This is a genomic window from Streptomyces sp. NPDC039465 (genome assembly GCF_055639315.1).
Window position 1 is genome coordinate 749,108 of the sequence record NZ_JBVKAP010000003.1, and the last position, 24,288, is coordinate 773,395.

23 protein-coding genes and 1 tRNA gene are annotated in these 24,288 nt (G+C 72.0%); 14 read left to right on the plus strand and 10 right to left on the minus strand.

Annotation, left to right across the window (positions count from 1 at the left end):
• Positions 1-100: 100 nt before the first annotated feature.
• From ACZ7LT_RS13800 to ACZ7LT_RS13835, 8 genes are read left to right on the plus strand one after another with little or no spacing between them, the layout of a single operon-like run.
• A complete protein-coding gene (locus tag ACZ7LT_RS13800; RefSeq protein WP_471236212.1) occupies positions 101-1,300 on the plus strand; it encodes an inositol-3-phosphate synthase in 1,200 nt (399 codons plus the stop codon).
• Positions 1,297-2,388 carry an SCO3242 family prenyltransferase gene (locus ACZ7LT_RS13805; protein WP_471236213.1) on the plus strand — a complete coding sequence of 364 codons (1,092 nt, stop codon included), beginning with the start codon at positions 1,297-1,299 and terminating at the stop codon, positions 2,386-2,388. The genes ACZ7LT_RS13800 and ACZ7LT_RS13805 overlap by 4 nt, the downstream gene beginning before the upstream one ends.
• The gene (locus ACZ7LT_RS13810; RefSeq protein WP_471236214.1) at positions 2,385-3,386 is read left to right on the plus strand and encodes a sugar phosphate isomerase/epimerase family protein; all 1,002 of its coding nucleotides are present in this window, start codon (positions 2,385-2,387) and stop codon (positions 3,384-3,386) included. The genes ACZ7LT_RS13805 and ACZ7LT_RS13810 overlap by 4 nt, the downstream gene beginning before the upstream one ends.
• Positions 3,380-4,006, plus strand: coding sequence for an EboA domain-containing protein (locus ACZ7LT_RS13815; protein ID WP_471236215.1), 627 nt, complete (start codon positions 3,380-3,382; stop codon positions 4,004-4,006). Before ACZ7LT_RS13810 ends, ACZ7LT_RS13815 begins: the two co-directional genes overlap by 7 nt.
• Positions 4,006-4,863 (plus strand): TatD family hydrolase, encoded by an 858-nt coding sequence (locus tag ACZ7LT_RS13820; protein ID WP_471236216.1) that lies wholly within the window; start codon positions 4,006-4,008, stop codon positions 4,861-4,863. Before ACZ7LT_RS13815 ends, ACZ7LT_RS13820 begins: the two co-directional genes overlap by 1 nt.
• Before the next feature lie 4 nt (positions 4,864-4,867).
• Complete coding sequence (gene eboE, locus ACZ7LT_RS13825) at positions 4,868-6,037, plus strand: metabolite traffic protein EboE (RefSeq protein WP_471236217.1); 1,170 nt, start codon at positions 4,868-4,870, stop codon at positions 6,035-6,037.
• Complete coding sequence (locus ACZ7LT_RS13830; RefSeq protein ID WP_471236218.1) at positions 6,034-7,497, plus strand: nucleotide pyrophosphatase/phosphodiesterase family protein; 1,464 nt, start codon at positions 6,034-6,036, stop codon at positions 7,495-7,497. The genes eboE and ACZ7LT_RS13830 overlap by 4 nt, the downstream gene beginning before the upstream one ends.
• Positions 7,498-7,545: 48 nt before the next feature.
• Positions 7,546-8,610, plus strand: a complete 1,065-nt coding sequence (locus ACZ7LT_RS13835) for a sugar phosphate isomerase/epimerase family protein (RefSeq protein WP_471236219.1) — start codon at positions 7,546-7,548, stop codon at positions 8,608-8,610.
• Positions 8,611-8,658: 48 nt separating this feature from the next.
• Here the strand turns inward: ACZ7LT_RS13835 and ACZ7LT_RS13840 are convergent, their stop codons facing one another.
• Positions 8,659-9,975 carry a DUF2254 domain-containing protein gene (locus ACZ7LT_RS13840; RefSeq protein WP_471236358.1) on the minus strand — a complete coding sequence of 439 codons (1,317 nt, stop codon included), beginning with the start codon at positions 9,973-9,975 and terminating at the stop codon, positions 8,659-8,661.
• A gap of 222 nt (positions 9,976-10,197) precedes the next feature.
• On the opposite strand from ACZ7LT_RS13840, the gene ACZ7LT_RS13845 reads away from it, so the two are divergent.
• Positions 10,198-10,461, plus strand: coding sequence for a hypothetical protein (locus ACZ7LT_RS13845; protein ID WP_471236220.1), 264 nt, complete (start codon positions 10,198-10,200; stop codon positions 10,459-10,461).
• Positions 10,462-10,551: 90 nt separating this feature from the next.
• Positions 10,552-10,636, plus strand: a tRNA-Leu gene (locus tag ACZ7LT_RS13850).
• Positions 10,637-10,752: 116 nt separating this feature from the next.
• Here the strand turns inward: ACZ7LT_RS13850 and ACZ7LT_RS13855 are convergent.
• Together ACZ7LT_RS13855 and xylB are read right to left on the minus strand one after the other, a co-directional pair.
• Positions 10,753-11,187 (minus strand): hypothetical protein, encoded by a 435-nt coding sequence (locus ACZ7LT_RS13855; RefSeq protein ID WP_471236221.1) that lies wholly within the window; start codon positions 11,185-11,187, stop codon positions 10,753-10,755.
• A gap of 503 nt (positions 11,188-11,690) precedes the next feature.
• Positions 11,691-13,169, minus strand: a complete 1,479-nt coding sequence (xylB, locus tag ACZ7LT_RS13860; protein WP_471236222.1) for a xylulokinase — start codon at positions 13,167-13,169, stop codon at positions 11,691-11,693.
• A gap of 202 nt (positions 13,170-13,371) precedes the next feature.
• On the opposite strand from xylB, the gene xylA reads away from it, so the two are divergent.
• Positions 13,372-14,541 carry a xylose isomerase gene (gene xylA, locus ACZ7LT_RS13865; RefSeq protein ID WP_471236223.1) on the plus strand — a complete coding sequence of 390 codons (1,170 nt, stop codon included), beginning with the start codon at positions 13,372-13,374 and terminating at the stop codon, positions 14,539-14,541.
• 76 nt (positions 14,542-14,617) lie between these two features.
• Here the strand turns inward: xylA and ACZ7LT_RS13870 are convergent, their stop codons facing one another.
• The 5 genes from ACZ7LT_RS13870 to ACZ7LT_RS13890 all read right to left on the minus strand — a co-directional run bounded on the left by ACZ7LT_RS13870 (position 14,618) and on the right by ACZ7LT_RS13890 (position 18,664).
• Positions 14,618-15,865 (minus strand): ROK family protein, encoded by a 1,248-nt coding sequence (locus ACZ7LT_RS13870; protein WP_471236224.1) that lies wholly within the window; start codon positions 15,863-15,865, stop codon positions 14,618-14,620.
• Complete coding sequence (locus ACZ7LT_RS13875) at positions 15,862-16,584, minus strand: class I SAM-dependent methyltransferase (RefSeq protein WP_471236225.1); 723 nt, start codon at positions 16,582-16,584, stop codon at positions 15,862-15,864. The genes ACZ7LT_RS13870 and ACZ7LT_RS13875 overlap by 4 nt, the downstream gene beginning before the upstream one ends.
• Before the next feature lie 89 nt (positions 16,585-16,673).
• The gene (locus tag ACZ7LT_RS13880) at positions 16,674-17,516 is read right to left on the minus strand and encodes a metallophosphoesterase family protein (RefSeq protein WP_471236226.1); all 843 of its coding nucleotides are present in this window, start codon (positions 17,514-17,516) and stop codon (positions 16,674-16,676) included.
• Positions 17,517-17,693: 177 nt separating this feature from the next.
• On the minus strand, positions 17,694-18,179 hold the full coding sequence (locus ACZ7LT_RS13885; protein ID WP_471236359.1) for a hypothetical protein: 486 nt from the start codon (positions 18,177-18,179) through the stop codon (positions 17,694-17,696).
• A gap of 5 nt (positions 18,180-18,184) precedes the next feature.
• Positions 18,185-18,664, minus strand: a complete 480-nt coding sequence (locus ACZ7LT_RS13890; RefSeq protein ID WP_471236227.1) for an ATP-binding protein — start codon at positions 18,662-18,664, stop codon at positions 18,185-18,187.
• A 204-nt stretch (positions 18,665-18,868) separates the two neighbouring features.
• On the opposite strand from ACZ7LT_RS13890, the gene ACZ7LT_RS13895 reads away from it, so the two are divergent.
• The 3 genes from ACZ7LT_RS13895 to ACZ7LT_RS13905 all read left to right on the plus strand — a co-directional run bounded on the left by ACZ7LT_RS13895 (position 18,869) and on the right by ACZ7LT_RS13905 (position 20,847).
• The gene (locus tag ACZ7LT_RS13895; RefSeq protein WP_471236228.1) at positions 18,869-19,735 is read left to right on the plus strand and encodes a helix-turn-helix domain-containing protein; all 867 of its coding nucleotides are present in this window, start codon (positions 18,869-18,871) and stop codon (positions 19,733-19,735) included.
• Positions 19,736-19,972 (plus strand): DUF397 domain-containing protein, encoded by a 237-nt coding sequence (locus tag ACZ7LT_RS13900; protein WP_019890566.1) that lies wholly within the window; start codon positions 19,736-19,738, stop codon positions 19,970-19,972.
• Positions 19,973-20,040: 68 nt separating this feature from the next.
• On the plus strand, positions 20,041-20,847 hold the full coding sequence (locus ACZ7LT_RS13905; RefSeq protein ID WP_471236229.1) for an SAM-dependent methyltransferase: 807 nt from the start codon (positions 20,041-20,043) through the stop codon (positions 20,845-20,847).
• A 33-nt stretch (positions 20,848-20,880) separates the two neighbouring features.
• Here the strand turns inward: ACZ7LT_RS13905 and ACZ7LT_RS13910 are convergent, their stop codons facing one another.
• Positions 20,881-22,809, minus strand: a complete 1,929-nt coding sequence (locus tag ACZ7LT_RS13910) for a M64 family metallopeptidase (RefSeq protein WP_471236230.1) — start codon at positions 22,807-22,809, stop codon at positions 20,881-20,883.
• A 100-nt stretch (positions 22,810-22,909) separates the two neighbouring features.
• On the minus strand, positions 22,910-24,256 hold the full coding sequence (locus ACZ7LT_RS13915; protein ID WP_471236231.1) for a 6-phospho-beta-glucosidase: 1,347 nt from the start codon (positions 24,254-24,256) through the stop codon (positions 22,910-22,912).
• Between the last annotated feature and the right edge of the window lie 32 nt (positions 24,257-24,288).

Consider the following 24,288-nt stretch of genomic DNA (forward strand, 5'->3'; position numbering starts at 1 on the left):
CCGCACCCGGGCCGGCACCAGCCGGCGGCGGGCGGGGAGGCGCCGTACCCCCCGCCCGCCGTCTCCACCGCACACAGGGAGGCACCCCATGCCCATGCCCATGTCAGACGCACGCGTCGGGGTCTGGTTCATAGGCGCCAGAGGCTCCGTCGCCACCACGGCGACCACGGGCTGCGCGGCGATCGCAGCGGGCCTGCACCCACCGACGGGCATGGTGACGCAGACCGAACCCTTCACGGCCGCGGGCCTGCCACCACTGCCGGCCCTCGTCTTCGGCGGCCACGACACCGCCGAGTGCCCCCTGCCCAAACGGGCCGAGGAACTCACCGCCGGGGGAGTCCTCCCGTACGGCCTCGCGACAGCGCTCGCCACCGAGCTGGCCGCCGCCGAACGCGAGATCAGGCCCGGCGGCCCCCTGCCCGGCGACACCCGCACCCCGGACCAACTCATCTCCGCCTTCGCCGCCGACATGACCGACTTCCGTGAACGCCTGGGACTCGCGAGAGTCGTGGTCATCAACGTGGCGTCGACGGAGGCGGAGCCAGAGCGGGGAGAGGGGCGGGCGATGGAGGGGGCCGAGGCGGCGGGGCCGATCCATGGCCGCGGCGAGGAGAAGGCGGGACGACCGACGCCGGGGGGCGCCGGACTCCCACCCAGCTCCCTCTACGCCGCCGCCGCAATCCGCGCCGGCTGCCCCTACGTCAACTTCACCCCCTCCACCGGCCTGCGCACCCCCGCCCTCACCGCCGCCGCCCTGACCGCCGGACTTCCCCACGCCGGCCGGGACGGCAAGACGGGCCAGACCCTGCTCCGTTCCGTACTCGCCCCCATGCTGGTCCAGCGCGCCCTGACCGTACGGGCCTGGTCCGGCGCCAACCTCCTGGGCGGCGGGGACGGCGCGGCCCTGGCCGATCCTGGCGCGGCCGCCGCGAAGAACGCCGGGAAGGAACGTGTCCTCACGGACGTGCTCGGCCACACCCCGCAGGGGGAGGTACACATCGACGACGTACCGTCCCTCGGCGACTGGAAGACCGCCTGGGACCACATCGCCTTCGACGGCTTCCTCGGCATCCGCATGATCCTCCAGACCATCTGGCAGGGTTGCGACTCGGCCCTCGCAGCCCCTCTCGTCCTGGACCTGGCCCGCCTGACGGCCCGCGCCCACGAAGCCGGCCTTTCGGGCCCGCTGGACGAGCTCGCCTTCTACTTCAAGGACCCGGACGGCACCGGCCCGGCCGCCCTGGCCGACCAGTACCAGGCCCTGCTGGGCTTCGCGAAGCGGCTGGGGGAGACGCGATGAGCCCGCGGGGAACCGGCCCGCTCACCTGGCGGGCGAGAGGCCAAGCCTGGGCGGAACTCCTGCGGATCTCCGCGCTGTTCACGGTCCCCGGCGACGCGCTGGCGGGCGCCGCGGCGACCGGCACCCGCCCCGGCCGAGCCACCTGGCTCGCCCTCGGCTCCTCCCTCTGCCTCTACGAGGCGGGGATGGCCCTCAACGACTGGGCCGACCGCGACGAGGACGCCCACGACCGCCCGCACCGCCCGATCCCCTCGGGCCGCGTCACCCCCACCGCCGCCCTGACCGCCTCGGCCGCGCTGACCGCGGCGGGCCTCACCCTCGCGGCCCGCGCCGGCCGCACCCCGCTGGCCGCCGCCACCGCCCTGGCGGCCACGGTCTGGTCCTACGACCTCCACCTCAAACACACCAAGGCCGGCCCGGCCACCATGGCCACCGCCCGCGCCCTCGACCTCCTCCTCGGCGCCACCGCCACCTCACCCACCGCCACGCCCCGAGCCCTCCCCTCAGCCGCCCTGCTGGCCGCTCATACGTACGCGGTGACATCGCTGTCACGCCACGAAACCCAGGGCGGCTCCACGCTCACACCCCTGGCGGCCATCGGCACAACGGCGGCCGTGGCTTGGGCGGCACTGGCCGACACATACCCCTGGCGCCAGGGGCGCCAGGGGCGCTCGGGGAGGCAGGGGAGTCCGACGAACGCGGAGAGGTCCGGGAGGCCGGGGAGGCAGGGGAGTCGGGCGCACCCGGTGAGGTCCGGGAGCCGGCAGAGGCCCGGGAGGCCGGGGAACCCGGAGAGGCCGGGCAGCCCGGGGACGCCGCACCGGCCGCCATCGCCCACCCCCGGCCACCGCATCCTCACCGCGGCCCTCGCCTCCGCCTACCTCCGCACCACCGCTGCCCCCTTCCTCCACGCCGCCCTCAACCCCTCACCCCCTCTCACCCAGCAGGCCGTCGGAGCCGGTATCCGCGCCCTGATCCCCCTCCAAGCCACCCTCACCGCGCGCACCGGAGCCCTCGCCACCGCGGCCGGCGTCATGGCCCTGACCCCGCTGGCGCGGGTCCTGGCCCGAAAGGTGAGCCCCACATGAGCAGAACCCCCACGCCACCCGCGAGCCAGACCGCCCTCGGGGGGTCCGCCCCCCGCCCCCGCCCCGCCCCCCTCCCTGCCGCCGGCCCCTCCCCAGCCCCCATCCCCACGCCAACCCCCGTCCCCACCTCCGTGTCAGGTTTCCGGCTCGGCTACGGCACCAACGGCCTCACCGACCTCCGGCTCCATGACGCCCTCTCCCTCCTCGCGGACCTCGGCTACGACGGCGTCGGTCTCACCCTCGACCACATGCACCTGGACCCGCTCGCCCCCGACCTGGCCGCCCGCACCGCACAGGTCGCCCGTCGACTCGGCGAGCTCGGGCTCGCCGTCACCGTCGAGACCGGCGCCCGCTATGTGCTCGACCCGCGCCGCAAGCACGGCCCCTCCCTCCTCGACCCCGACCCGGATGCCCGCGCGGCACGCACCCGGCTGCTGACCCGTGCCGTCCGGATCGCCGCGGACCTGGGAGCCCACGCCGTCCACTGCTTCAGCGGTGTCACCCCCGGCGGCACCTCCGCCCCCGCCGCCTGGCAGCGGCTCGAACAGTCCCTCACCCCCGTCCTGGACGCCGCCGCCACCGCCGGCATCCCGCTCGCCGTGGAACCCGAACCCGGCCACCTCCTCGCCACCCTCGACGACTTCCACCACCTACGCCGCCTCTTCGGCGACCCCGAACCCGAACTCCTCGGCCTCACCCTCGACATCGGCCACTGCCAGTGCCTGGAGTCCGCGCCTCCTGCCGACTGCATCCGCAGCGCGGCTCCCTGGATCCGCCATCTCCAGATCGAGGGCATGCGCCGAGGCGTGCACGAACACCTTCCGTTCGGCGACGGCGAGATCGACTTCCCGCCCGTCCTGGCCGCCCTCGCCGAGTTGACCGCCGCCGGCTATCCGGGCCTCAGCGTCGTCGAACTGCCACGCCACTCCTACGCCGGACCCGAACTTGCCCGCTCCTCCATCGAGTTCCTCCGCCCCCAGGGAGCCCCGGCATGGTGAACCCGCACACCCCCAAACCCTCGGACTCTGCCTCGAACACGCCCCCGGCCCCACCCCCGACGCCGCCTCTCGGCGGAGCCGCCCGCGCCTGGCTCGACCAGGCCCTCGCCGAAGCCACCGCCCGGACACCGGACTGGGAACTCCGCTTCACCACCGCCGGCCGCCACTGCGGCCAGGAACACGCCGACTCCGTACGCACCCTCCTCCTCCACACCGCCCAGGCCACCCCGGACACTCTCACCCGCCTCTACCACCAGGGCAGCGCCGCCGAACGCCGCGCCGTCCTGCTCGCCCTCCCCTTCCTCCTCACGGGCCCGGAGGCCCTGGCCCTGGTCGAGGACTCGCTCCGAACCAACGACACCCGGCTGATCGCCGCCGCCGTCGGCCCCTACGCCGCTGCGCATCTCGACGCCCACTCCTGGCGGCACGCCGTCCTCAAGTGCCTCTTCACCGGCGTTCCCGTCGACCACGTGGCCGGGCTGGCGGCGCGCGCCCGGGACGATGCCGAACTCGCCCGGATGCTCGGCGACTACGCCGCCGAACGCCGCGCCGCCGGCCGCACCGTCCCGGCCGACCTCCACCGCGTCCTCACCCTGACCGCCCCCACGGAGGACTTCTGATGCGCATCTTCGACCCCCACATCCACATGACCTCCCGCACCACCGACGACTACCAGGCCATGTACGACGCCGGGGTCCGCGCCGTCGTCGAACCCTCCTTCTGGCTCGGCCAGCCCCGCACCTCACCCGCCAGCTTCTACGACTACTTCGACTCCCTCCTCGGCTGGGAACCCTTCCGCGCCGCCCAGTACGGCATCGCCCACCACTGCACCCTCGCCCTCAACCCCAAGGAGGCGAACGACCCCCGCTGCACCCCCGTCCTCGATGCCCTGCCCCGCTATCTCGTCAAGGACAACGTCGTCGCCGTCGGTGAGATCGGCTACGACTCCATGACCCCCGCCGAGGACGCCGCTCTCGCCACCCAGCTCGAGCTCGCCGCCGACCACGGCCTGCCGGCCCTCGTCCACACCCCCCACCGCGACAAACTGGCCGGCCTGCGCCGCACCCTCGACGTCCTGCGCGACTCGTCCCTGCCCCCCGAGCTCGTCCTCCTCGACCACCTCAACGAGACCACCGTCAAGGAAGCCGCCGACAGCGGTGCCTGGCTCGGCTTCTCCATCTACCCCGACACCAAGATGGACGAGGACCGCATGGTCGCCCTCCTCAAGAACCACGGCACCGAACGGGTCCTCGTCAACTCCGCCGCCGACTGGGGCAGAAGCGATCCCCTGAAGACCCGCAAGGTCGGCGACGCCATGCTCGCCGCCGGCTTCACCGACGACGACGTCGACCAGGTCCTGTGGCGCAACCCCGTCGCCTTCTACGGCCAAAGCGGCCGCCTCCAACTCGACCTCCCCTCCCACGACACCCCCACTACCCACCACGAAGGCAACTCCATCCTCCGCGGAGGCGAGTGAGGCGATGCGCTTCCGCCACCCCGACGGCTCCACGGTGCACCTCGCCTACTGCACCAACGTCCATCCCGCCGAAACCCTCGACGGCGTCCTCGCCCAACTACGCGACCACTGCGAACCCGTACGCCGCCGCCTCGGCCGTGACCGCCTCGGCGTCGGCCTCTGGCTGGCCAAGGACGCCGCGCACGGACTCACCACCGACCCGGCCGCCCTGCGCACCCTGCGCGCCGAACTCGACCGCCGTGGTCTCGAAGTCGTCACCCTCAACGGCTTTCCCTACGAAGGCTTCGGCGCCCAAGAGGTCAAGTACCGCGTCTACCAGCCCGACTGGACCCGGCCCGAACGGCTCTCCCACACCACCGACCTGGCCCGCCTCCTCGCCGCGCTCCTCCCCGACGACGTCACCGAAGGCTCCATCTCCACCCTCCCCCTCGCCTGGCGCACCGCCTTCGACGCGGACGCCGCCGACACCGCCCGTACCGCTCTCACCACGCTCGCCGAACGACTCGACGCCCTCGAAGAGCTCACCGGGAAATCCCTGAGGATCGCGCTCGAACCCGAACCCGGCTGCACCATCGAAACCACCGCCGACGCCATCGCCCCACTCACCGCCCTCTCAAGCCCCCGCATCGGCGTCTGCCTCGACACCTGCCACCTCGCCACCTCCTTCGAAGACCCCCACACCGCCCTCGACGCACTCGCCACAGCCGGCATCCCTCTGCCCAAGGCCCAGCTGTCCGCGGCCCTCCACGCCGAACACCCCCACCTCCCCGAAGTCCGCCACGCGCTGGCCGCCTTCGCCGAACCCCGCTTCCTCCACCAGACCCGCACCCGCACCCCCTCCGGGCTCCACGGCACCGACGACTTGCCCGAAGCCCTCACCGGCCGCGCCCTCCCCGACACCGCCCCCTGGCGCTCCCACTTCCACGTCCCCCTGCACGCCCCGCCGGCTTCGCCGCTCACCTCCACGCTGGACGTCCTCCGGGACACCCTCACCCTGCTCCTCGGCGGCCCTCAGCCCCGCACCCACCACCTCGAAGTCGAGACCTACACCTGGCAGGCCCTCCCGCCAGCACTACGCCCCCGCACCCGAGGCCGGCTCGCCGACGGCATCGCCGCCGAACTCACCCTCGCCCGCGACCTGCTCACCGACCTCGGCCTCAAGGAACTCCCATGAGCCACCCCCGAAACCCCAACCCCCCAGGCTCCAACCCCACCGGCCCCAACGCCACGGGCCCGGCCCTCACAGGCCTCAGCGCCACGGACCCCACACCCCTCCTCGTCCTCGACGTCGTCGGACTCACCCCCCGGCTCCTCGACCACATGCCCCGCCTCAAATCCCTCGCCCGCGGCGGCTCCCACGCCTCTCTCGGCACTGTCCTGCCGGCCGTCACCTGCGCAGCCCAGTCCACCTTCCTCACCGGCACCCTCCCCGCCGAACACGGCATCGTCGGCAACGGCTGGTACTTCCGCGAACTCGGCGACATCCTGCTGTGGCGCCAGCACAACGGCCTCGTCTCCGGCGACAAACTCTGGGACGCCGCCCGCCGCAGGCACCCCGGCTACACGGTGGCCAACATCTGCTGGTGGTACGCCATGGGTGCCGACACCGACATCACCGTCACCCCCCGTCCCATCTACTACGCCGACGGCCGCAAAGAACCCGACTGCTACACCCGCCCCCCGGCCCTGCACGACGAACTCACCGACACACTCGGCACCTTCCCCCTCTTCCACTTCTGGGGCCCGGGCGCCGACATCGTCTCCAGCCAGTGGATCACCGATGCCACCCGGCACATCCTGCGCACCCGCCGCCCCGACCTCGCCCTGTGCTACCTCCCCCACCTCGACTACGACCTCCAGCGCTTCGGCCCCGACGACCCCCGCTCACACCAGGCCGCCGCCGACCTCGACCGGACCATCACCCCCCTCCTCGACGACGCCCGAGCCGAAGGCCGCACAGTCGTCGCACTCTCCGAATACGGGATCACCAGAGCCACCCGCCCCGTCGACATCAACCGCGCGCTGCGCCGCGCAGGCCTCCTCGACGTCCACACCCAGGACGGCATGGAGTACCTCGACCCGATGGCCTCCCGCGCGTTCGCCGTCGCCGACCACCAGATCGCCCACGTCTACGTACGCCGCGCCGAGGACATCGACGCCACCCGCAAAGCCCTCCACGCCCTCCCCGGCCTGGACCAGCTCCTCGACGACGAAGGCAAGAAGGCGTACGGCCTCGACCATCCCCGCTCCGGCGAGCTCGTCGCCATCGCCGAGCCCCACGCCTGGTTCACGTACTACTACTGGCTCGACGACCAGCGGGCACCCGACTTCGCCCAGCTCGTCGACATCCACCGCAAGCCCGGCTACGACCCGGCCGAACTGTTCATGGACCCGCACGACCCCGCCGTCCGCCTCAAGGCGGCCACAGCCCTCGCCCGCAAGAAACTCGGCATGCGCTACCGGCTCGCGGTCGTCCCCCTCGACCCCTCACCTATTCGCGGCAGCCACGGCCGCCTCCCCGCGAGCGACGACGAAGGTCCGCTCATCGTGTGCTCCACCCCCCGCGCCGTATCCGGCCGCGTCGCGGCCACCGAAGTGAAGGCCCTGCTGCTCCAACTGGCCGGTCTCCACTGACTGATCTGAGTGAAGCACGGACCACCGACAACGAGGAGTTATCCACAGATGAGCCGCACGAGCAGAAACGCCGACCCCGAACTCGCACAGAAGCTCAGCAGACGCGGCATGCTCGGAGTCGCCGCCGGCACCACCGCAGCCGCCCTCCTCGGCGCCGCCGCCCCCACCGCCGCGGCCCGGGACCACACCGAAGGCACCGCCCCCGCGGACGGCCGCGGTCACGGTCACGGTCGCCCCGTCCTCCCGCCCGGACGGCTCGGCATCCAGCTCTACTCCCTGCGCGACAAGGTCTCCACGCTCGGCTTCGCACCCGTCTTCGCCGAACTCCGCAAGCACGGCTACGACGAAGTCGAATACGCCGGGTACGGCCAGGGCTCCGCAGGCCCCATCACCCTCGCCCAGCTCAGGAAGCTCACCCGCGACCACGGTCTGCGCGGCATCGGCAGTCACGTCGGCTACTACTCCTCCGACCCGAACGCATACACCTTCGCCCAGAACCTCGACAAGGTCCTCGACGACGCGCAGGCCCTCGGCCTCCCGCACATCGGGACCGCCGCAGGGCCCTGGCGCTACGGAGCCACCGTCGACGGCTGGAAGCGCTGCGCCGACGAGTTCAACCACTACGGCGCCGAGGCCAAGAAGCGCGGCATGAAGTTCTACCAGCACAACCACGCCGAAGAGTTCTCCTTCGCCACCGACCGCCCCCACGTCCGCCTCTACGACATCCTCCTCGCCGAGACCGACCCCGAGCTCGTCCACCTCGAAATGGACATCTACTGGGCCCACGTCGCCCAGTTCCGCTACTCCCGCCGCCCGGACGGCACACCGGCCCCGTTCGACCCCCTCGACTACGTCCTCAAGCAGCCCCACCGCTACCCGCTCTTCCACGTCAAGGACGGCGAACGCGACGACTCCGTCCGCGACGGCTACCGCATGGCGGACGTCGGCGACGGAGACATCGACTACCAGCGGTTCATCTCCGCCGTGAACCGCACCCACGGCGGCCGCCGCAACCACCACTGGCAGGCCGAACACGACAACCCCGTCGAATCATTCGCGTTCGCCCGCAAGTCCAGCGCCCACCTCCACTCCCTTCGGGAGAAGGACTGCTGACCCGTCACACATCACACCGCACCCCACCCTGCGGTCACATGTGACAGCTCACCCGATCCCCTGACGGTCGGGTTCCAGTGCGAAGGCCCGCTCGGCCGCCTCGGGCACCGTACGTTCCACGGCCTGCACCAGGAGCGTACGGTGCCGCAGCAGCGGCTCGCGGCGGCCCTCGGGCACCATCGACAGCAGATCGTCGACCCCGGCCAGGATCCGGCGCGTCACCTGAGGACTGCCCACGGAGCACAGCCGGATCTCCGTCAGCCCGAGATCCACGAGGCCGGTCCACGACGGCCCGTCGAGCACCAGCCGCACCACGCCCTTGCGGTCCCGATGCCGTACGACACCGAGCCGCCGATGCGCGGTCGCCGCGAGGAACTGCACGATCCGGTCAAGGCACTGGACCGCCGTGGTGGGATCGTTCACCGCCGGCGACAGCGCGCGCTGACCGATGTCCGCCAACTGCCGCAGACCGAACCCCAGATCCTGATGAAAGGTCCGCTCGACCCCCACCGACACCGCGAACCGCGCCAGCCGTCGGGACGGCACCCGCCCCTCGCCGTGCACGGCGAGCACCCGAGTCCCAGGGACCACGAAGTCCCCGATGCGAGGGAGGAGCCGCAGCACCACACCGTGCCGCCGGGCCGCGCGCACCAGCCGCGCCACGTTCACATCGCGCAACGCCCCGGCCTGCCCCTCGTAGGTGAGGTACGCCCTGACCTGGCCGAGGCCGGGTTCCCCGCCGCCGTCGTCCTGCCGCGGCTGCTTCGCCAGCACCCGGAAGGACTCGGCCGCGATCCGTTCGGCGACATGGCTCACCCGCATCAGCCGCAGCGTGGCGTTCACGTACGCGATGAACAGGAGCAGACTCAGCGCCACCATCACCGTGGTCAGGAACGCCTGGACCACCGGCACGCTCCGCACCAGCCGCGGATCGGTCTCCCCCTCGTACGAGGTGAGGACCAGCAGCGACAGGACGAACGTCGACAGGAACACCGCGAACGTCGCCTTGGTGATCCGGCTCCGCACGAAGATCCGTACGACCCGGGGGCTGAACTGTCCGCTCGCCATCTGGACCGCGACCAGCGAGATGGAGAAGACGACACCGATGAAGGTCATCATCGCCGAGCTGATCGTGGTCACCACGATCCGGGCGTCCTCGGCGATGCCGATGTAGTCGCTGACCGCGTCGTACTCGCCGGCGTCCTGTGCGGCCGAGACGATCGCCGTGTCCAGAGCGTCGGCCGCCGTCCACAGCACGCAGACCAGGACCAGGCCCGTCACCGGCGCGAACCAGAAGGTGTCCCTCAGATGCTCGCGCAGCGGCGACAGCATGCGCGGACGGCGGTGATCGGTGCCCTGTGCCATGTCACGTACGTATGTCACCTCGCGCAGGCTAGGCGGAGCCGACCCTTCCGGGACGGCCGACGCCCCGTGCGCCCTGCGTCGTACACACACCGGTCCTCCGGACGTACGAGACACCGCCCGCCGCGGCCCGACGATGGCCTACGCCACGGGCTCCGACGCCAAGAGGGCCCGCGCCTTTGTCCGCACTGGCTCCCCGACAACGCACGGAAGATCGAGTACGCGATGCGCACGACCGGCGGAGAGCGCGCGCTCAAGGCGACGCTCCCCTCCACCGCACTGCCGACCGCCTGCACACCCCTGCCGTCCGACGGCGCCGCGAAACAGCCGAAGCCGGCCCTCGCGCCCTCCTGGTTCCCCTCCGACGCGGCGGGAAAGGCGACGGCGCGCTGCGGGATCTACTACGCGTACACGGACGGAAACACGCTGTACGCATGGCAGGACAATCAGGACTGGATCAACGAGAACAAGGCGACCGCACCCCACTGACCACGGGAAACGTGGGTGAAAGGCACCTGGAACCCCTGGTAGAGTTATCCATGTCGCCGCGGGGAAAACCCGCGAAACGACAGACACCTTGTCCGGGTGGCGGAATGGCAGACGCGCTAGCTTGAGGTGCTAGTGCCCTTTATCGGGCGTGGGGGTTCAAGTCCCCCCTCGGACACAGCGGCGAAGGCCGGTCGGAAGATCTTCCGACCGGCCTTTCGCGTACTCCCAGCAAGGTGGCCGTACGCAGCGCACCGGCGGTGCCCTACGCGGTACGCGCGGGCGCGGCCGCGGTCACGGGCAAGGGGGGGCAGGATTCGTACCCGACGCGGGAGCAGGTCGCGGCGGTGTGACGGCCGCGTCCGGACCGGCGGCGGGATCGGCGGCCGGGTCGACGGCAGACGTCCGGGGCCGCGGGACGGGGACCAGTGGCCCGTCGAGCAGCGCCGTGCCCAGTCCGCTCGCCAGCAGACGATGGGTGCCGCGCCATACGGGCCCGGGCGCCGCGCCCCGGCGCAGCGCCACCCGGTCGACGGCCTGCAGAACCGCGTACAGCACGAATCCGAGGACGATCACCGTGGTGATGGGGCCGTACACGGGGGTGTAGGCGACGTCGAACATCGAGCGCCGTTCGTCGACCTCGGCGGCGTTGATGCCGAAGAAGGCGAACAGCAGGCCGAGCGTGGCGGTGACCGTGGTGACGAAGGTGACCGCGACGGCGGTCCGCACCCGGCGACGGTCCGCCGTCTGCTCGAGGGTGCTTTGGCCGAAGGTGACATCGGCGTGGTACAGGTCCTCCAGCAGCGGGATGGCGCGGCCAGATCGACCAGTCCGGGCGTGAGGGTCGTGGGCGCCACGTACTCCCAGAAGGTGACGAGGCGGCCGGCCGCGCTGACGGGCTGGGGGAGTTCGTCGCGGGGCGGCAGGGCGGGGAAGCCGTACGAGACCAGCCAGAGGGCGGTCGCCAGCTCCTTCTCGACCTTGGCGGTGAGGGCGTCGGAGCGGGCCACCCGGTGGGCCACCACCTGTGCGGGGCTGGCGAACAGGGCGTTCTCGCCGAGTCTGAGCAGTTCGAGATCGCCGCGGTGAGGTGCGCCGATGGTGTCGAGGGCGACCTTGAGCGCGAGTGCGGCGGCCGCTTCGGTGAACGGACTGTGATCCGGCGGGGTTGAGATCGACTCATACCGGGTTGAGCTTCATCAGCGCATGAGGGGTGTCAAGTCCGCCCAGGATCAGGCGAGGAGAGTGGGCGAGGCCTTGTCCAGGACCGAGGTGATACGGGTCCAGGTCTCCATGTCCCGTTCCGTCGGGGGGAGTTCGCGGGAGGCCGGTGGCTGCCAGGTGGTGGAGAGGGCCACCGGGTCCTCGCCGGTGGCGGCCGCGGCGGCCAGGGCGGCGGCGCCGAGGGCGACCGGTTCTTCGGTGGAGGGGAGGATGAGGTGGCGGCCGGAGAGGCGGTGGACCGTGTTGATCCAGGTGCGGCCGCGGGTGCCGCCGCCGATGAGGCGTAGCGGGCGGGTGGCCGCGGTGGGGTGGTCGAGGCCGCAGATGCTCAGGAGCGCGTCGAGGGCGCGCAGGACGGTGACCGTGGCGCCTTCGTAGGCGGCGCCGAGGAGCTGCTGCGGTGTGGTCGTCCGGCGCAGGCCGGTGAGCAGGCCGGAGGCGGTGGGGAGGTCGGGGGTGCGTTCGCCGTCCAGGTACGGGAGCAGGACGGCCTCCCCGCCGGGGGCCGTGTCGTCGCGGTGCAGGCCGAGGAGGGCGGCGATGGTGTCGACGGCGAGCGTGCAGTTGAGGGTGCAGGCCAGAGGGAGGTACGTGCCGTCGGCACCGGCGAAGCCGGAGACCGCCGGGGAGACGGGGCGGGTGCGGGTGGCGGCGTAGACGGTGCCGGAGGTGCCGAGGCTGAGGACCGGGTGGTCGAGGAGGCCGGACGCGCCGAGGCCGAGTCCGACGGCGGCGGCCATGTTGTCGCCGGTGCCGGCGGCGACCGCGACGCCCTCGGGCAGGCCGAGGTCCTCGGCGGCCGTGCGGGTGAGCGTGCCGACCCGGGTCCCGGCGGTCGGGGCGACGGCCGGCAGCAGGCCGGCCGGGAGGTGGAGGAGGCCGAGGACGTCGGGGTCGTACGCGGCCGTCCGTGTCGCGTACCAGCCCGTACCCGACGCGTCGCCCGGGTCGGTCGCCGCCGTGCCGGTGAGCCGTTCGGTGAGGAAGTCGTGAGGGAGGCGCACCGCGGTGGCCGACTCGGCGGCGCGGGGCTCGGTCTCGCGCAGCCAGCGCCACTTGGCGGCGGTCACGGCGGCCACCGGGACGGAGCCGGTACGGTCCGCCCAGGCCTCGGGGCCGCCGAGCGCCTCGGTGAGCGCGGCGGCCTGCGGGGCGGAGCGGGTGTCGTTCCACAGCATCGCGGGGCGCAGCGGACGCCCGGAACGGTCGAGGACGACGAGGCCGTGCTGCTGGCCGGCGACCGCGATGCCGCGGACGGCGCCGCCGGGGAGCCCGGACTCCTTGAGGGCCGCCGCGACCGCGTCGCACAGCGCCGTCCACCACTGCTCGGGGTCGCTCTCGCGGGCGCCCGCGTCACCGGTCACATGGTGCGTGGCGCGGCCGGTCGCCAGGATCCTGCCGGTGGTGACGTCGGCGACGACGGCCTTGGTGGACTGGGTGGAGCTGTCCACGCCCACGACGACCGGGGGCACAGAGTGCGGCGGCATGGGCGTACCTCTTCCTCCGACGGACTTTTGGACGTGCTTCGAACAAACTACGGGATCGGGCATCTGGAAGGGAGGGGTTCTCTTGGAAGGGTGAACTGTGCATGATTTGGTAAGTGAGAAAACAAATAAGGATGTCCATCCTCTGGGCTGTTGGCAGGACTGCTCCTGGCCACTTCTGTGGCGCGATCGGAAGGCGGCACCCATGACCGGATCTCTCACCCCCACCCCCGGCGACCGGTTCAGCTTCGGTCTCTGGACCGTCGGCTGGCAGGGCCGCGACCCCTTCGGCGAGGCCACCAGGGCCGCCCTCGATCCCGTCGAGACCGTCCACCGGCTCGCCGAACTCGGCGCGTACGGTGTCACGTTCCACGACGACGACCTCATTCCCTTCGCGGCCTCCGACAGCGAGCGCGAGTCCCATGTCAAACGGTTCCGGCAGGCCCTCGACACCACCGGACTCGTCGTCCCCATGGCCACCACCAACCTCTTCGCCCACCCCGTCTTCAAGGACGGCGCCTTCACCGCCAACGACCGTGACGTACGGCGCTTCGCGCTGCGCAAGGTGATCCGCAACATCGACCTCGCCGTCGAACTCGGCGCCCGCACCTATGTGGCCTGGGGCGGCCGCGAAGGCGCCGAGTCCGGCGCGGCCAAGGACCTCGCCGCCGCCCTGGACCGGATGAAGGAAGCCTTCGACCTGCTCGGTGAATATGTGACACAGCAGGGCTACGACCTGCGCTTCGCCATCGAACCCAAGCCCAACGAACCGCGCGGCGACATCCTGCTGCCCACCGTCGGCCACGCCCTCGCCTTCATCGAGCGACTCGAACGGCCCGAGCTGTACGGGGTGAACCCGGAGGTCGGCCACGAGCAGATGGCGGGCCTCAACGTCCCGCACGGCGTCGCCCAGGCCCTATGGGCCGGAAAGCTCTTCCACATCGACCTCAACGGCCAGAGCGGCGTCAAGTACGACCAGGACCTGCGCTTCGGCGCCGGAGACGTACGGGCCGCCTTCTGGCTCGTCGACCTGCTGGAAACCGCCGGCTACGACGGGCCCCGCCATTTCGACTTCAAGCCACCGCGGACCGAGGACACGGCCGGGGTGTGGGCGTCGGCCGCCGGCTGCATGCGGACGTACCTCATCCTGCGCGAACGCGCGGCGGCGTTCCGCGCCGACCCAGGAGTCCAGGACGCCCTGCGCGCCGCCCGCCTCCACGAACTCGCCCGGCCCACCGCCGAGGACGGCCTCGCGGGGCTGCTCGCCGACCCCGGCGCGTACGAGGACTTCGACGCCCGCGCCGCCGCCGAGCGGGGCATGGCCTTCGAGCACCTCGACCAGCTGGCGATGGACCATCTGTTGGGAGTGCGATGACGGTGTGACGTGTCACATCGCGGCACTTGATGGGGATGCGGTGCAGTGTCACATCGCGGCACGTCACACCGCAGCGTCACATCGCCGCGTGCTCCGCGTACCTCAACGGGTCCGCCAGCACCACCCGTACCACCCTGCTTGCCGCGCCGCGTGCCGCGTCCGCCGCCAGGGACGAGGCGCGCAGCCGGCCGGCCTCCGGGGTCCACAGGCCCGACACCACCCGCGCCGCCAGCTCCCGGCCCGCACCGGCGGCCAGCCACGGGGTCAGCTCCCGGTAGATGCCGCCGAGCACCACCGCGCCCGGATCCAGCAGGTTCACCGCCCCCGACAGCACCCGACCCAGCACCGTCCCCGCCTCCTCGATCGCGCCCGCAGCCCGCGTGTCGCCCGCCTCCGCCCGTCGGCGCAGCTCCTCCACGCCTGTCGCGCCCGCGTCCCCGCCGAGCCCGGCGCCCCGTAGCAGCGCCGACTGGCCCGCGTACTGCTCCAGGCACCCCCGAGCCCCACAGCGGCAGGCGGGCCCCCGCGGATCGACGACCGTATGGCCGATCTCGCCCGCGAACCCGTGAGCCCCGCGCAGCAGTTCACCGTCCAGGACCACCGCCCCGCCCACCCCGATCTCACCGGTGAGATAGAGGAAGTCGCGCACCGGGCCGAGGCCGCCGAACCACAGCTCGGCCAGGGCTGCCGCGTTCGCCTCGTTCTCGGCGCTCACCGGCAGCGGCTGCCCGCCGGGCCCCGGCTCCAGCGCAGCGAACGCCCGACCGAAGATGTCGCGCGCCGGCACGCCCGTCCAGCCCAGATTGGGTGCCTGGCGCACCGTGCCCGCCGACACCAGCCCCGGCAGGGCGAGTTCGACGCCGACAGGACGCAGCGCCTGTTCGGCCGCCGACCGCGCCGCGCGCGCCGCGACGGCGGCCGCGTGCCCGAGGACGCCGGCCGGCGGCGTGCCCCGGTGATCGCGGTGCTCGGTCAGCCGCACCCGGTCGGTCCCGGCGAGATCGACGACGGACACGGTCACATAGTCCACATTGATCTCGACGCCGATCCCGGCGGGACCGGTGCGCGCCACTTTCAGTACGGTGCCGGGGCGGCCGGCCTGCCCGCTGAACGTCTTGCCGGACTCGGTGAGGAACCCGCCGCCCAGCAACTGCTCCACCAGCGACGACACCGCCGCCCGGGTCAGGCCCACGCGCGCGGCGACCCCGGCGCGGGTCACCTCGCCCCCGTCGTGCACCGCGCGCAGCACAAGGCTCAGATTGTGGCGGCGTACCGAGTCCCGGTCGGCCTTCGGCCCCAGCGGGGCGGGCTCGCCGGTCGTCATGGCCGCTCCACCGGCCGACGGGCCACGACGAGGCGGCAGTTGGGGCTGCCGTCCGCCCGTACCCCCAGCTCCGGCAACGGCAGCAGGCGTACCTCGAAACCGGCCGCCGCGAGGCCTTCGCGGACGTCGGCGAGGCGGAAGGTGCGGTAGTACATCACGAACCGCGGCCGCCACAGCACATTGCGCGCCCGCATCGCCGCGTCGAAGCCGAGCATGAACCAGTACGCCTTGGAGCCGACCCGGGGCGGCGCCGGGAGCGGGAACACGAACAGCCCGCCGGGCCGCAGCGACGCCCGCACCTGCGCGAACAGGCCAGGCTGCTCGCGCGGCAGGAAGTGGCCGAACGCCCCGAAACTGACCGCCAGATCGAAGAGCGGGCCGAACGGCAGCGCCCGCGCGTCGGCGCGTACCCACGTCGCGTCCGGATGCGCGGCGCGCGCCTGGGCGAGCATGCCCGCCGAGAAGTCGACCCCGGTGACCTGCCCCCCGCACACCCGGCGCAGCAGGCCGACGCCCGCGCCCGTACCGCAGCAGACGTCGAGCCCGCGCTCGAAGGGCCCGAGGCGGCCGAGAGCCGACTCCACCGCGTCCAGGATCGGCTGCGGGGTGCGGAACGGAGTCGCGTCGAACTTGGGGGCGAGCAGGTCGTAGCCGTGCTCGATCGAGGACAGCGCCTGAACGGCGAGTTCCCGGAACGTGGGGCCCTGTGGCGTGAACATCACCGTCAGCGTAACCGCGGGCGCCGCCCCCGGTGCCCGTACGGTGTCACGTACCGCGCCGTGCGGTGTGACGTACTGCCTGTGACGTACTACCGCGGCGGCGCCGGGAGGACCGCCCTCGGCCAGGGGCCCGCGCTGGGCCTGGCCCGCCACTCGCGCGGGTAGCCGACCGAGACCTCCTCGAACCGCACCCCGTCGTGCCAGGTGGTGCGCGGGATGTGCAGATGCCCGTACACGACGGTCTCGACGGGGAAGCGCAGGTGCCAGTCCGCCGTCAGCTCGGTGCCGCACCACTGGGCGAACTCCGGGTAGCGCAGGATCCGGGTCGGTTCGCGCACCAGCGGATAGTGGTTGACCAGGACGAACCGCTGACCGGGCGCCAACTCGGCGTCGGCAAGACGCTGTTCGGTGTACGCGACCCGGGCCCGGCACCAGTCGTCACGGGTCGGCAGCGGATCCGGATGGAGGAGGTGCTCGTCGCTGCAGACGATCCCGCTGGCGTGCGCGACCGCGAGCGCCTCCTCCTTCGTGTGTGCCCCGTCGGGGCGGAAGGAGTAGTCGTAGAGGACGAACAGCGGCGCCACCGTGATCGGCGGACCGTCCGGGCGGCGCCACACGGGGTAAGGATCCTCGGGGGTGTGGATGCCGAGCGCGTGACAGATCTCCACCAGATGGCGGTAGCGGGCCTCGCCGCGCAGGGTGACCGGGTCGCTGGGGTGGGTCCACAGTTCGTGGTTGCCGGGCGCCCAGACGACCGTCTCGAACCGGTCGGCGAGGGTGCGCAGGGCCCATTCGATGTCGTCGACGCGTTCACCGACGTCACCGGCGACGAGCAGCCAGTCGTCGGCCTCGGTGGGCTTCATGGATTCGACGATGCGCCGGTTGTCGGCGTGCACGACATGAAGATCGCTCACCGCGAGCAGACTGCCCATGCCCGTCCTCCCCGTGGTCCGGATCGGCCCTGAGGCCGTGAAGTGTCACAGTATCGGGGTGCGGTCATCGCGCGTCCCTTACCGGACACGGCGTTTCACCGTCACCTGTCACTCAGCGTGCTGTGACATGGCACCCCGCCCCCACACACCCCTGGGGCCGAGGGCCGGGGCGCCTCGTCAGAGGCTGCTGCCCACCGGAGGGACGGACCAGGCCGGCGCGATCCCGGTCAGCTGGCAGATCAGCAGGTAGAGCGGGATGGGCGGGGTGTACGGCGAGCCGCTGTCGGGCCGGTGGATCAGGCGCGGGCGCCGGTCGGGTACGTACGCGCCGGGGGCGTAGCAGGAGGGCAGCGGCCAGGTCAGTTCGGTGTCCGAGCCGGCCGGGACGATGCACCACCACCAGTCGTCGTCGGCGTACACGCAGCCCTTGGCCGGCAGCCGGGACAGGACCCGCAGGCCGTACCGCGCGGGCAGTCCCACGGCATCGCGGCCCAGCGTGGCGCTCAGGCCCGGCGGCAGGCTCAGCTCGGTCCCGCCCAGCGGGGTCGGTGCGAGCGCGTCGGGGGCGCCGTCCGCGCTCCAGGCGCGCGGGGGTGAGGGGAGTGGACGTGGGCCGGTCGGATGACCGGGGCGGCGGCCTCGCTGTGCCAGCAGGCTCGCCATGGACCTCAGCACGGTTCCTCCACGCCGTGGGCCACTTCGGCCCAGACGGTTCGGCCCGCCCCGCAGCGGGTGTGGTGCGCTCCCCACGCGCTGCACACCGCGTCCACCAGGACCAGCCCCCGGCCGCATTCCTCCTCGCCGCCGCGTCGCAGCCGCGGTCCGGGCGCGCCGCCCTCGTCCTGGACGGCTATGCGCAACTGCTCGGCTCCGTGCCGCAGTTCGCAGACGACATAGCGGCTCGCCGTGTGGATCACGACATTGGTGACGAGCTCGGATACGACCAGGGAGACGGTGTCGCGTACCTCCTCGACCACCCCCCACAGAGTGAGCCGCTCACAGGCGAGATGGCGGGCTCTGGCCACCGAGTCGGCCCGCGCGGGCAGCTCGAAGGCGAAGCGGCGGACGTCGGCCCACCGGTGGTGGTCGCCGTGGCGGGTAAGCCGTGGGTCGATGACCCGGGGGGTGAGGGCGTTACCAGAAACCACGGCCGATTCCTTACGGTGGGGAAGCGGTGCCGAGCCCCACCTCTCCCGTGGCAGTGCGCGGCAGCGCGTGTACCGGTTCAACGGAACACTCTCCTCCCGTCGTGGACACTTGGCAAGAGGCACTCTGAAAATTGCAGAGTGCGGTGTCCTCAGTGGTGCGCGCATGGCAGACTCGTCGAAAACAGCGCGCAGGGGAGGTCTGAAGTGAGCGAGCCGCGGTCCGCCCCCACGGTGGGACAGGTCGTTCTCGGCAAGCGTCTGCAGGAGCTGCGCGAACGGGCCGGCCTGAGGCGGGAGGAGGCCGCGAAGGTCCTGCGCGTCGCCCCCGCCACCATCCGGCGCATGGAGACCGCGGAAGTCGCGCTGAAGATCCCCTACGTACAGATACTGCTCAAGGCGTACGGCGTCCCCGACGAGGAGGCCGACGGGTTCGTCGCGCTCGCCGAGGACGCCAACAGACCTGGCTGGTGGCAGCGCTTCCACGACGTACTGCCGAACTGGTTCTCCATGTACGTCAGCCTGGAAGGGGCCGCGAGCCTCATCCGGGCCTACGAACCGCAGTTCGTCCCCGGACTCCTCCAGACCGAGGACTACGCCCGCGCCATCCTGCGCACCGGGGCCGTCGGCTCCGCCGCCCGGCCCGAGGACATCGAGCGGCACGTGGCCCTGCGGATGGCGCGGCAGTCCCTGCTGACCAGACCCAACGCCCCCAGACTCTGGGTGATCATGGACGAGACGGTGCTGCGCCGCCCGGTCGGCCGGCACCCCGACGTCATGCGCGGACAGCTCGACCGGCTCATCGAGGCCGCCGAACTGTCCCATGTCACGTTGCAGGTCGCCGAATTCGCCACCGGACACCATCCCGGCACCTACGGCCCCTTCGTCCTCTTCCGCTTCGCCGTGCCCGAACTCCCGGACATGGTCTACAGCGAGTACCTCACCGGCGCCGTCTACCTCGACGCCCGCCCCGAGGTCGCCTCCCACCTCGAGGTCATGGACCGCATGGCGGCCCAGGCCGCGACTGCACAACGTACGAAGGAGATCCTCAAGGATCTCCGCAAGGAGCTGTGAATGGACCGCATATACAACGGCATGCCCGCCGCGGAGCTCGGCGCCGAGGGCTGGCACAAGCCGTGGAGCGGCGGCAACGGCGGCAACTGCTTCGAAGCCATGAAGCTGGCCGACGGCAGGATCGCGGTACGCCAGTCGGCCGACCCCGACGGCCCCGCGCTCATCTACACCCACGGCGAAATCGCCGCGTTCATCGCGGGGGCGAAATCAGGCCAGGCGGACTTCCTGCTCACCTGACCCTTCCCCCGCGCCCCTTCCGTCACGTACGCATCTTCTGGCCCTTACCGCAGACCCTGGAGTGTGAGATGACCGGGCAGGACCCCGCCGTACAGATCGACACCAGCAAGCCTCATCCCGCCCGGATGTACGACTGGTTCCTCGGCGGCAAGGACAACTACCCGGTCGACGAGGAGATGGCCCGCCAGCTCCTCACCCTCGACGCCAGGGGACGTGACATGGCACGCGTGAACCGTGCCTTCATGCACCGCGCCACCCGCTGGCTCGGCGCCAACGGCGTACGCCAGTACCTCGACATCGGCACCGGCATCCCCACCGAGCCGAACCTGCACCAGATCGCCCAGCAGGTCGCCCCCGAATCCCGCATCGTCTACTGCGACAACGACCCGATCGTCCTCGCCCACGCCGCCGCCCTGCTCCGCTCCACCCCGCAAGGCGCCACCGAGTACATCCAGGCCGACGCCCGGGAACCCGAAGCCATCCTGGAGCGGGCCGGAAAGGTCCTCGACTTCAGCCGGCCCATCGCCTTGTCGATGCTCGCCCTGCTGCACTTCGTGAGCGACGAGGACGGCGCGTACGAGCTGGTGGAGCGGCTCGTGGAGCAACTCCCCTCGGGCAGCTACCTCGTACTGTCACATGTCACCGGTGACTTCGACCCCGAGAACGCGGAGAAGGCCGCCGCGATGTACCGCGCCCGGGGCCTGACCCTGCGGCCCCGCTCACGCGCCGAACTCACCCGCTTCTTCGACGGCCTGGAGCTCGCCGAGCCCGGAGTCTCCCTGACGGCGGAGTGGCATCCGGAGCTCGGCGAGCCCGTCCCCGTCGCCGGCGACGACCCGATCCCGGGCTGGGCCGGCGTGGCCCGCAAGCCGTGACACCTCACATGTGACGGTGTACGCCCTGCCGGGTCAGCGCGCCGGGGGCACCAGGGTGACGAGGAACGACTTCGACGCCCCGACGTTCCCGGCCGCGTCGATCGTCCGGTACTCGACGGTGTGCGTGCCGTAGTCCGGGGTGGCGTCGTCCCAGGGCACCGCCCGCGACCTCCCCAGCTTCCCGTAGACGAGACCGTCGATGACCGTCCCGCCCGGCGAGAAGCGGTACGGCGCCTCCGCGTCGGTCGGCCAGCCGTAGTACGTGTACCAGCCGTCGCCGTCCACCCTGAACTGGCTCACCACCGAACCCTGTTGGTCGTCGCGCGCGGTCAGCCGCATCGTGAACTCGCCGTCGTAGACGTACTCGACGGGCCGGCCCGGCCGGTGCACCGTCCGCAGCGGCTGCGACAGCGCGTACGAGGCCGTGGCCTGCGTGGCGTCCACCGTCCAGGACAGCTCACGCTGCGTACCGGCGATCCTGGCCGTCAGCCGGTGCGTGCCCGGACTGAGCCGCAGCGACCCCAGGTCCAGATCACGGTCGTTGCCGCCGCGCGGTGTGAGCCGCCGGCCGTCCAGCGACCAGCGCACCGCGAGCGTACGGCCGGTCGGATGCGTGGTGTCCGCGTACACGACGGACGCCGCGCCGACCGGACTGTCCGTGGCGGTGTGACCGGTGAAAGCCGCCTCGACCGGGGCGTGACGTGTCCGCAGCGAGGTGTCCACCGTCCAGCTCACCGTGCGCGTCAGCGCCGCCGAACCCCGCACTGCCGGATCGCGGACGAACGGCGTCGGATCGGTCACCGTCGCCGTCAGCGTATGCACCCCGGGGCTCAGGCCGAGCCGCCGCAGATCGACCGTGCGGGCCTGGCCCACGGACCGTACCGGCTCGCCGTCGACCCGCCACACCACGTCGAGCGCGCCGCCCACCGGATGCAGCGTCTCCACCCACACCGTCCGGTCGGCGCCGATCGGTGTGCCATGTGCCGTGTGACCTTGTACCAGATTCACCTTGGCCGAGATCGCCTGCACCATCACCTCACGCTCCACCTGGTCGAAGGCGTAGCCGAGGGTCTTCATCAGCGAGTGCTTGCTCGGCCGCCACACTCCCTTGGTGGAGTACATCCCGCCCTCGTACCGGCCGATGACCCCGCCGGCCTCGCTGCGCTCGCCGAGCCAGCGCCACCACTTGGCGCGCCGCTCGCGCATCTGCTCCTCGGTGAGCAGGGTGTGATGGACCGAGGCCGGTTCACCACCGGTGTACGTGCCGCCCGGCACACCCCGCCCGTAGTAGTCGTACTCGTCCTGGAGCTTGCCCAGCGAGTGCCCGATCTCGTGCGGAGTGATCAGCGACGACAGGGCGTTCCCGCCGGACGCGGTGGCGTAACTGCCGCCCGCGCCACCGTAGGTGGAGCTGTTGGCCAGCGCCACGATCTGCCGGTTGGCGGCGCTTGTGCCCGGCACGAGATCGGCGAGCGCCCCGGCGGACGTGCTGTCGACGGTCAGCAGCCGCTGCACGCTGCTGGGATCGCAGCCGCCCCAGAAGCCCATGTCGAGCGGGGTGTCGCGGCGCGGCGCGTCCAGGGACGGATCACAGTCGACCCCGGACTGCGGCGACGGGGTCTCCACGGCCCACACGTTGATGTACGAGCGGTACGAGGCGAACGGCTCGGTGCTCCACAGCACGTTGAGGTGCTTGTCGACATCCGCGCGGAACGCGCCCTGCTCCTCGGCGGTGTAACCGTCGCCCAGGATCACGAGATTGAAGCGTTTGTCGGCAGGGCCGGTGGTCTGGACGGGAACGACGGTGGCGATGTCGGTCACGTCCCCGTCCGCGAGGGCGTGCACGGCCTGCCGGGACTCGGCGGAGGCGGTGGAGTGCGACCCGAGGAGACCGGCGCTGAACAGGGAAAGGGCGGTGAGGGTGGCCGCCGCTCTTCGTAAACGTATTCGGTGATCAGCCATGGGGCCGGAGCGTAGGGCCCGCCCCGTACGCCGTAAAGACGGCCGGGCAAGCCACGGGCCACACCGCGGCGCCCGCCCGGCCGCCCCGCACAGGCCTTTCCTAACGGCCGGCCAGGTAGGCGAGTCCGGGATGCTCGGCGCGGTATCCGTCCAGGAGCCGGCCCGCCACCGTCACCGAATCCACCAGCGGATGCAGCGCGAACGCCTTCACGGCGGCCGACCGCGAACCGCTCTCCGCCGCCGCCATCACCTCCCGCTCGACCGCCTTCACCGCCGTGACGAGACCGACGGCATGGTGGGGGAGCGGCTGCACCGTGACCGGGTGCGCGCCGTTCGCGTCTACGACGCAGGGCACCTCGACGACCGCGTCCGCGTCGAGCACCGAAAGGGTGGTGCCGTTGCGGACGTTGAGGATGAGCGTGGCGCGTTCATCACGTGCAATGGCACGCATCAGTGCCAGAGCCACCTTTTCGTACCCGCCCGACTCCAGGTCGTCCTCGTCCCGCTCCCCGACCCCGGCCGCCTCCCGGTTGGCGGCCATGTAGGTTGCCTCGCGGTCGGCGAGCGTACGGTGCCACGCATCGAGCGGGGACGTGGCTGGGTGGGCCATCTCCGAGTAGAAACCGGCCTGTTGGTCCAGGAGGTACGCGCCGCGGGTCTTGCCCGCCTCGCGGTAGGCCCGTACGGCCTCACGGTTGAAGTAGTAGTAGTGCAGATACTCGTTGGGGACGGCGCCGAGCGACCTCAGCCACTCGGCGCCGAAGAGCCTGCCCTCCTCGAAGGAGCCCAACAGCTCCGTGTCGGCCAGCAGCCGCGGCAGCTCGTCGCGCCCGCCGACCTTCAGAGCCCGCAGCCAGCCGAGATGGTTCAGGCCCACGTAGTCGATCCACGCCTCGTCCGGGTCCGCGCCCAGCACCCGCGCGACGCGCCGGCCAAGGCCCACCGGCGAGTCGCAGATTCCGATGACACGGTCACCCAGCACACGGGACATCGCCTCGGTGACCAGGCCCGCCGGGTTGGTGAAGTTGATGACCCAGGCGTCCGGCGCGAGTTCGGCGACCCGCTCGGCGATCCGTACCGCCACCGGCACGGTCCGCAGCCCGTACGCGATGCCGCCCGCGCCGACCGTCTCCTGCCCGAGCACCCCCTCGGCGAGGGCCACCCGCTCATCGGCGGCCCGCCCCGCCAGCCCCCCGACCCGGATGGCCGAGAACACGAAGTCCGCGCCGCGCAGCGCCTCGTCCAGATCAGTGGTGCAGGTGACCATCGGCGCGTCCGCGACGCCGGCCGCCTGCTCGGCGAGGACCCGTACGATCGCAGCGAGCCGCTCGGCGTCGACGTCGTGCAATGTCACATGGGTGACCCGGCCCTCGCGGTGGTCGCCGAGGAGAGCTCCGTACACCAGGGGCACGCGGAATCCGCCGCCGCCGAGAATCGTCAGCTTCATGCCCGTACGCTACTCGGCGCCACCGCCCCCTC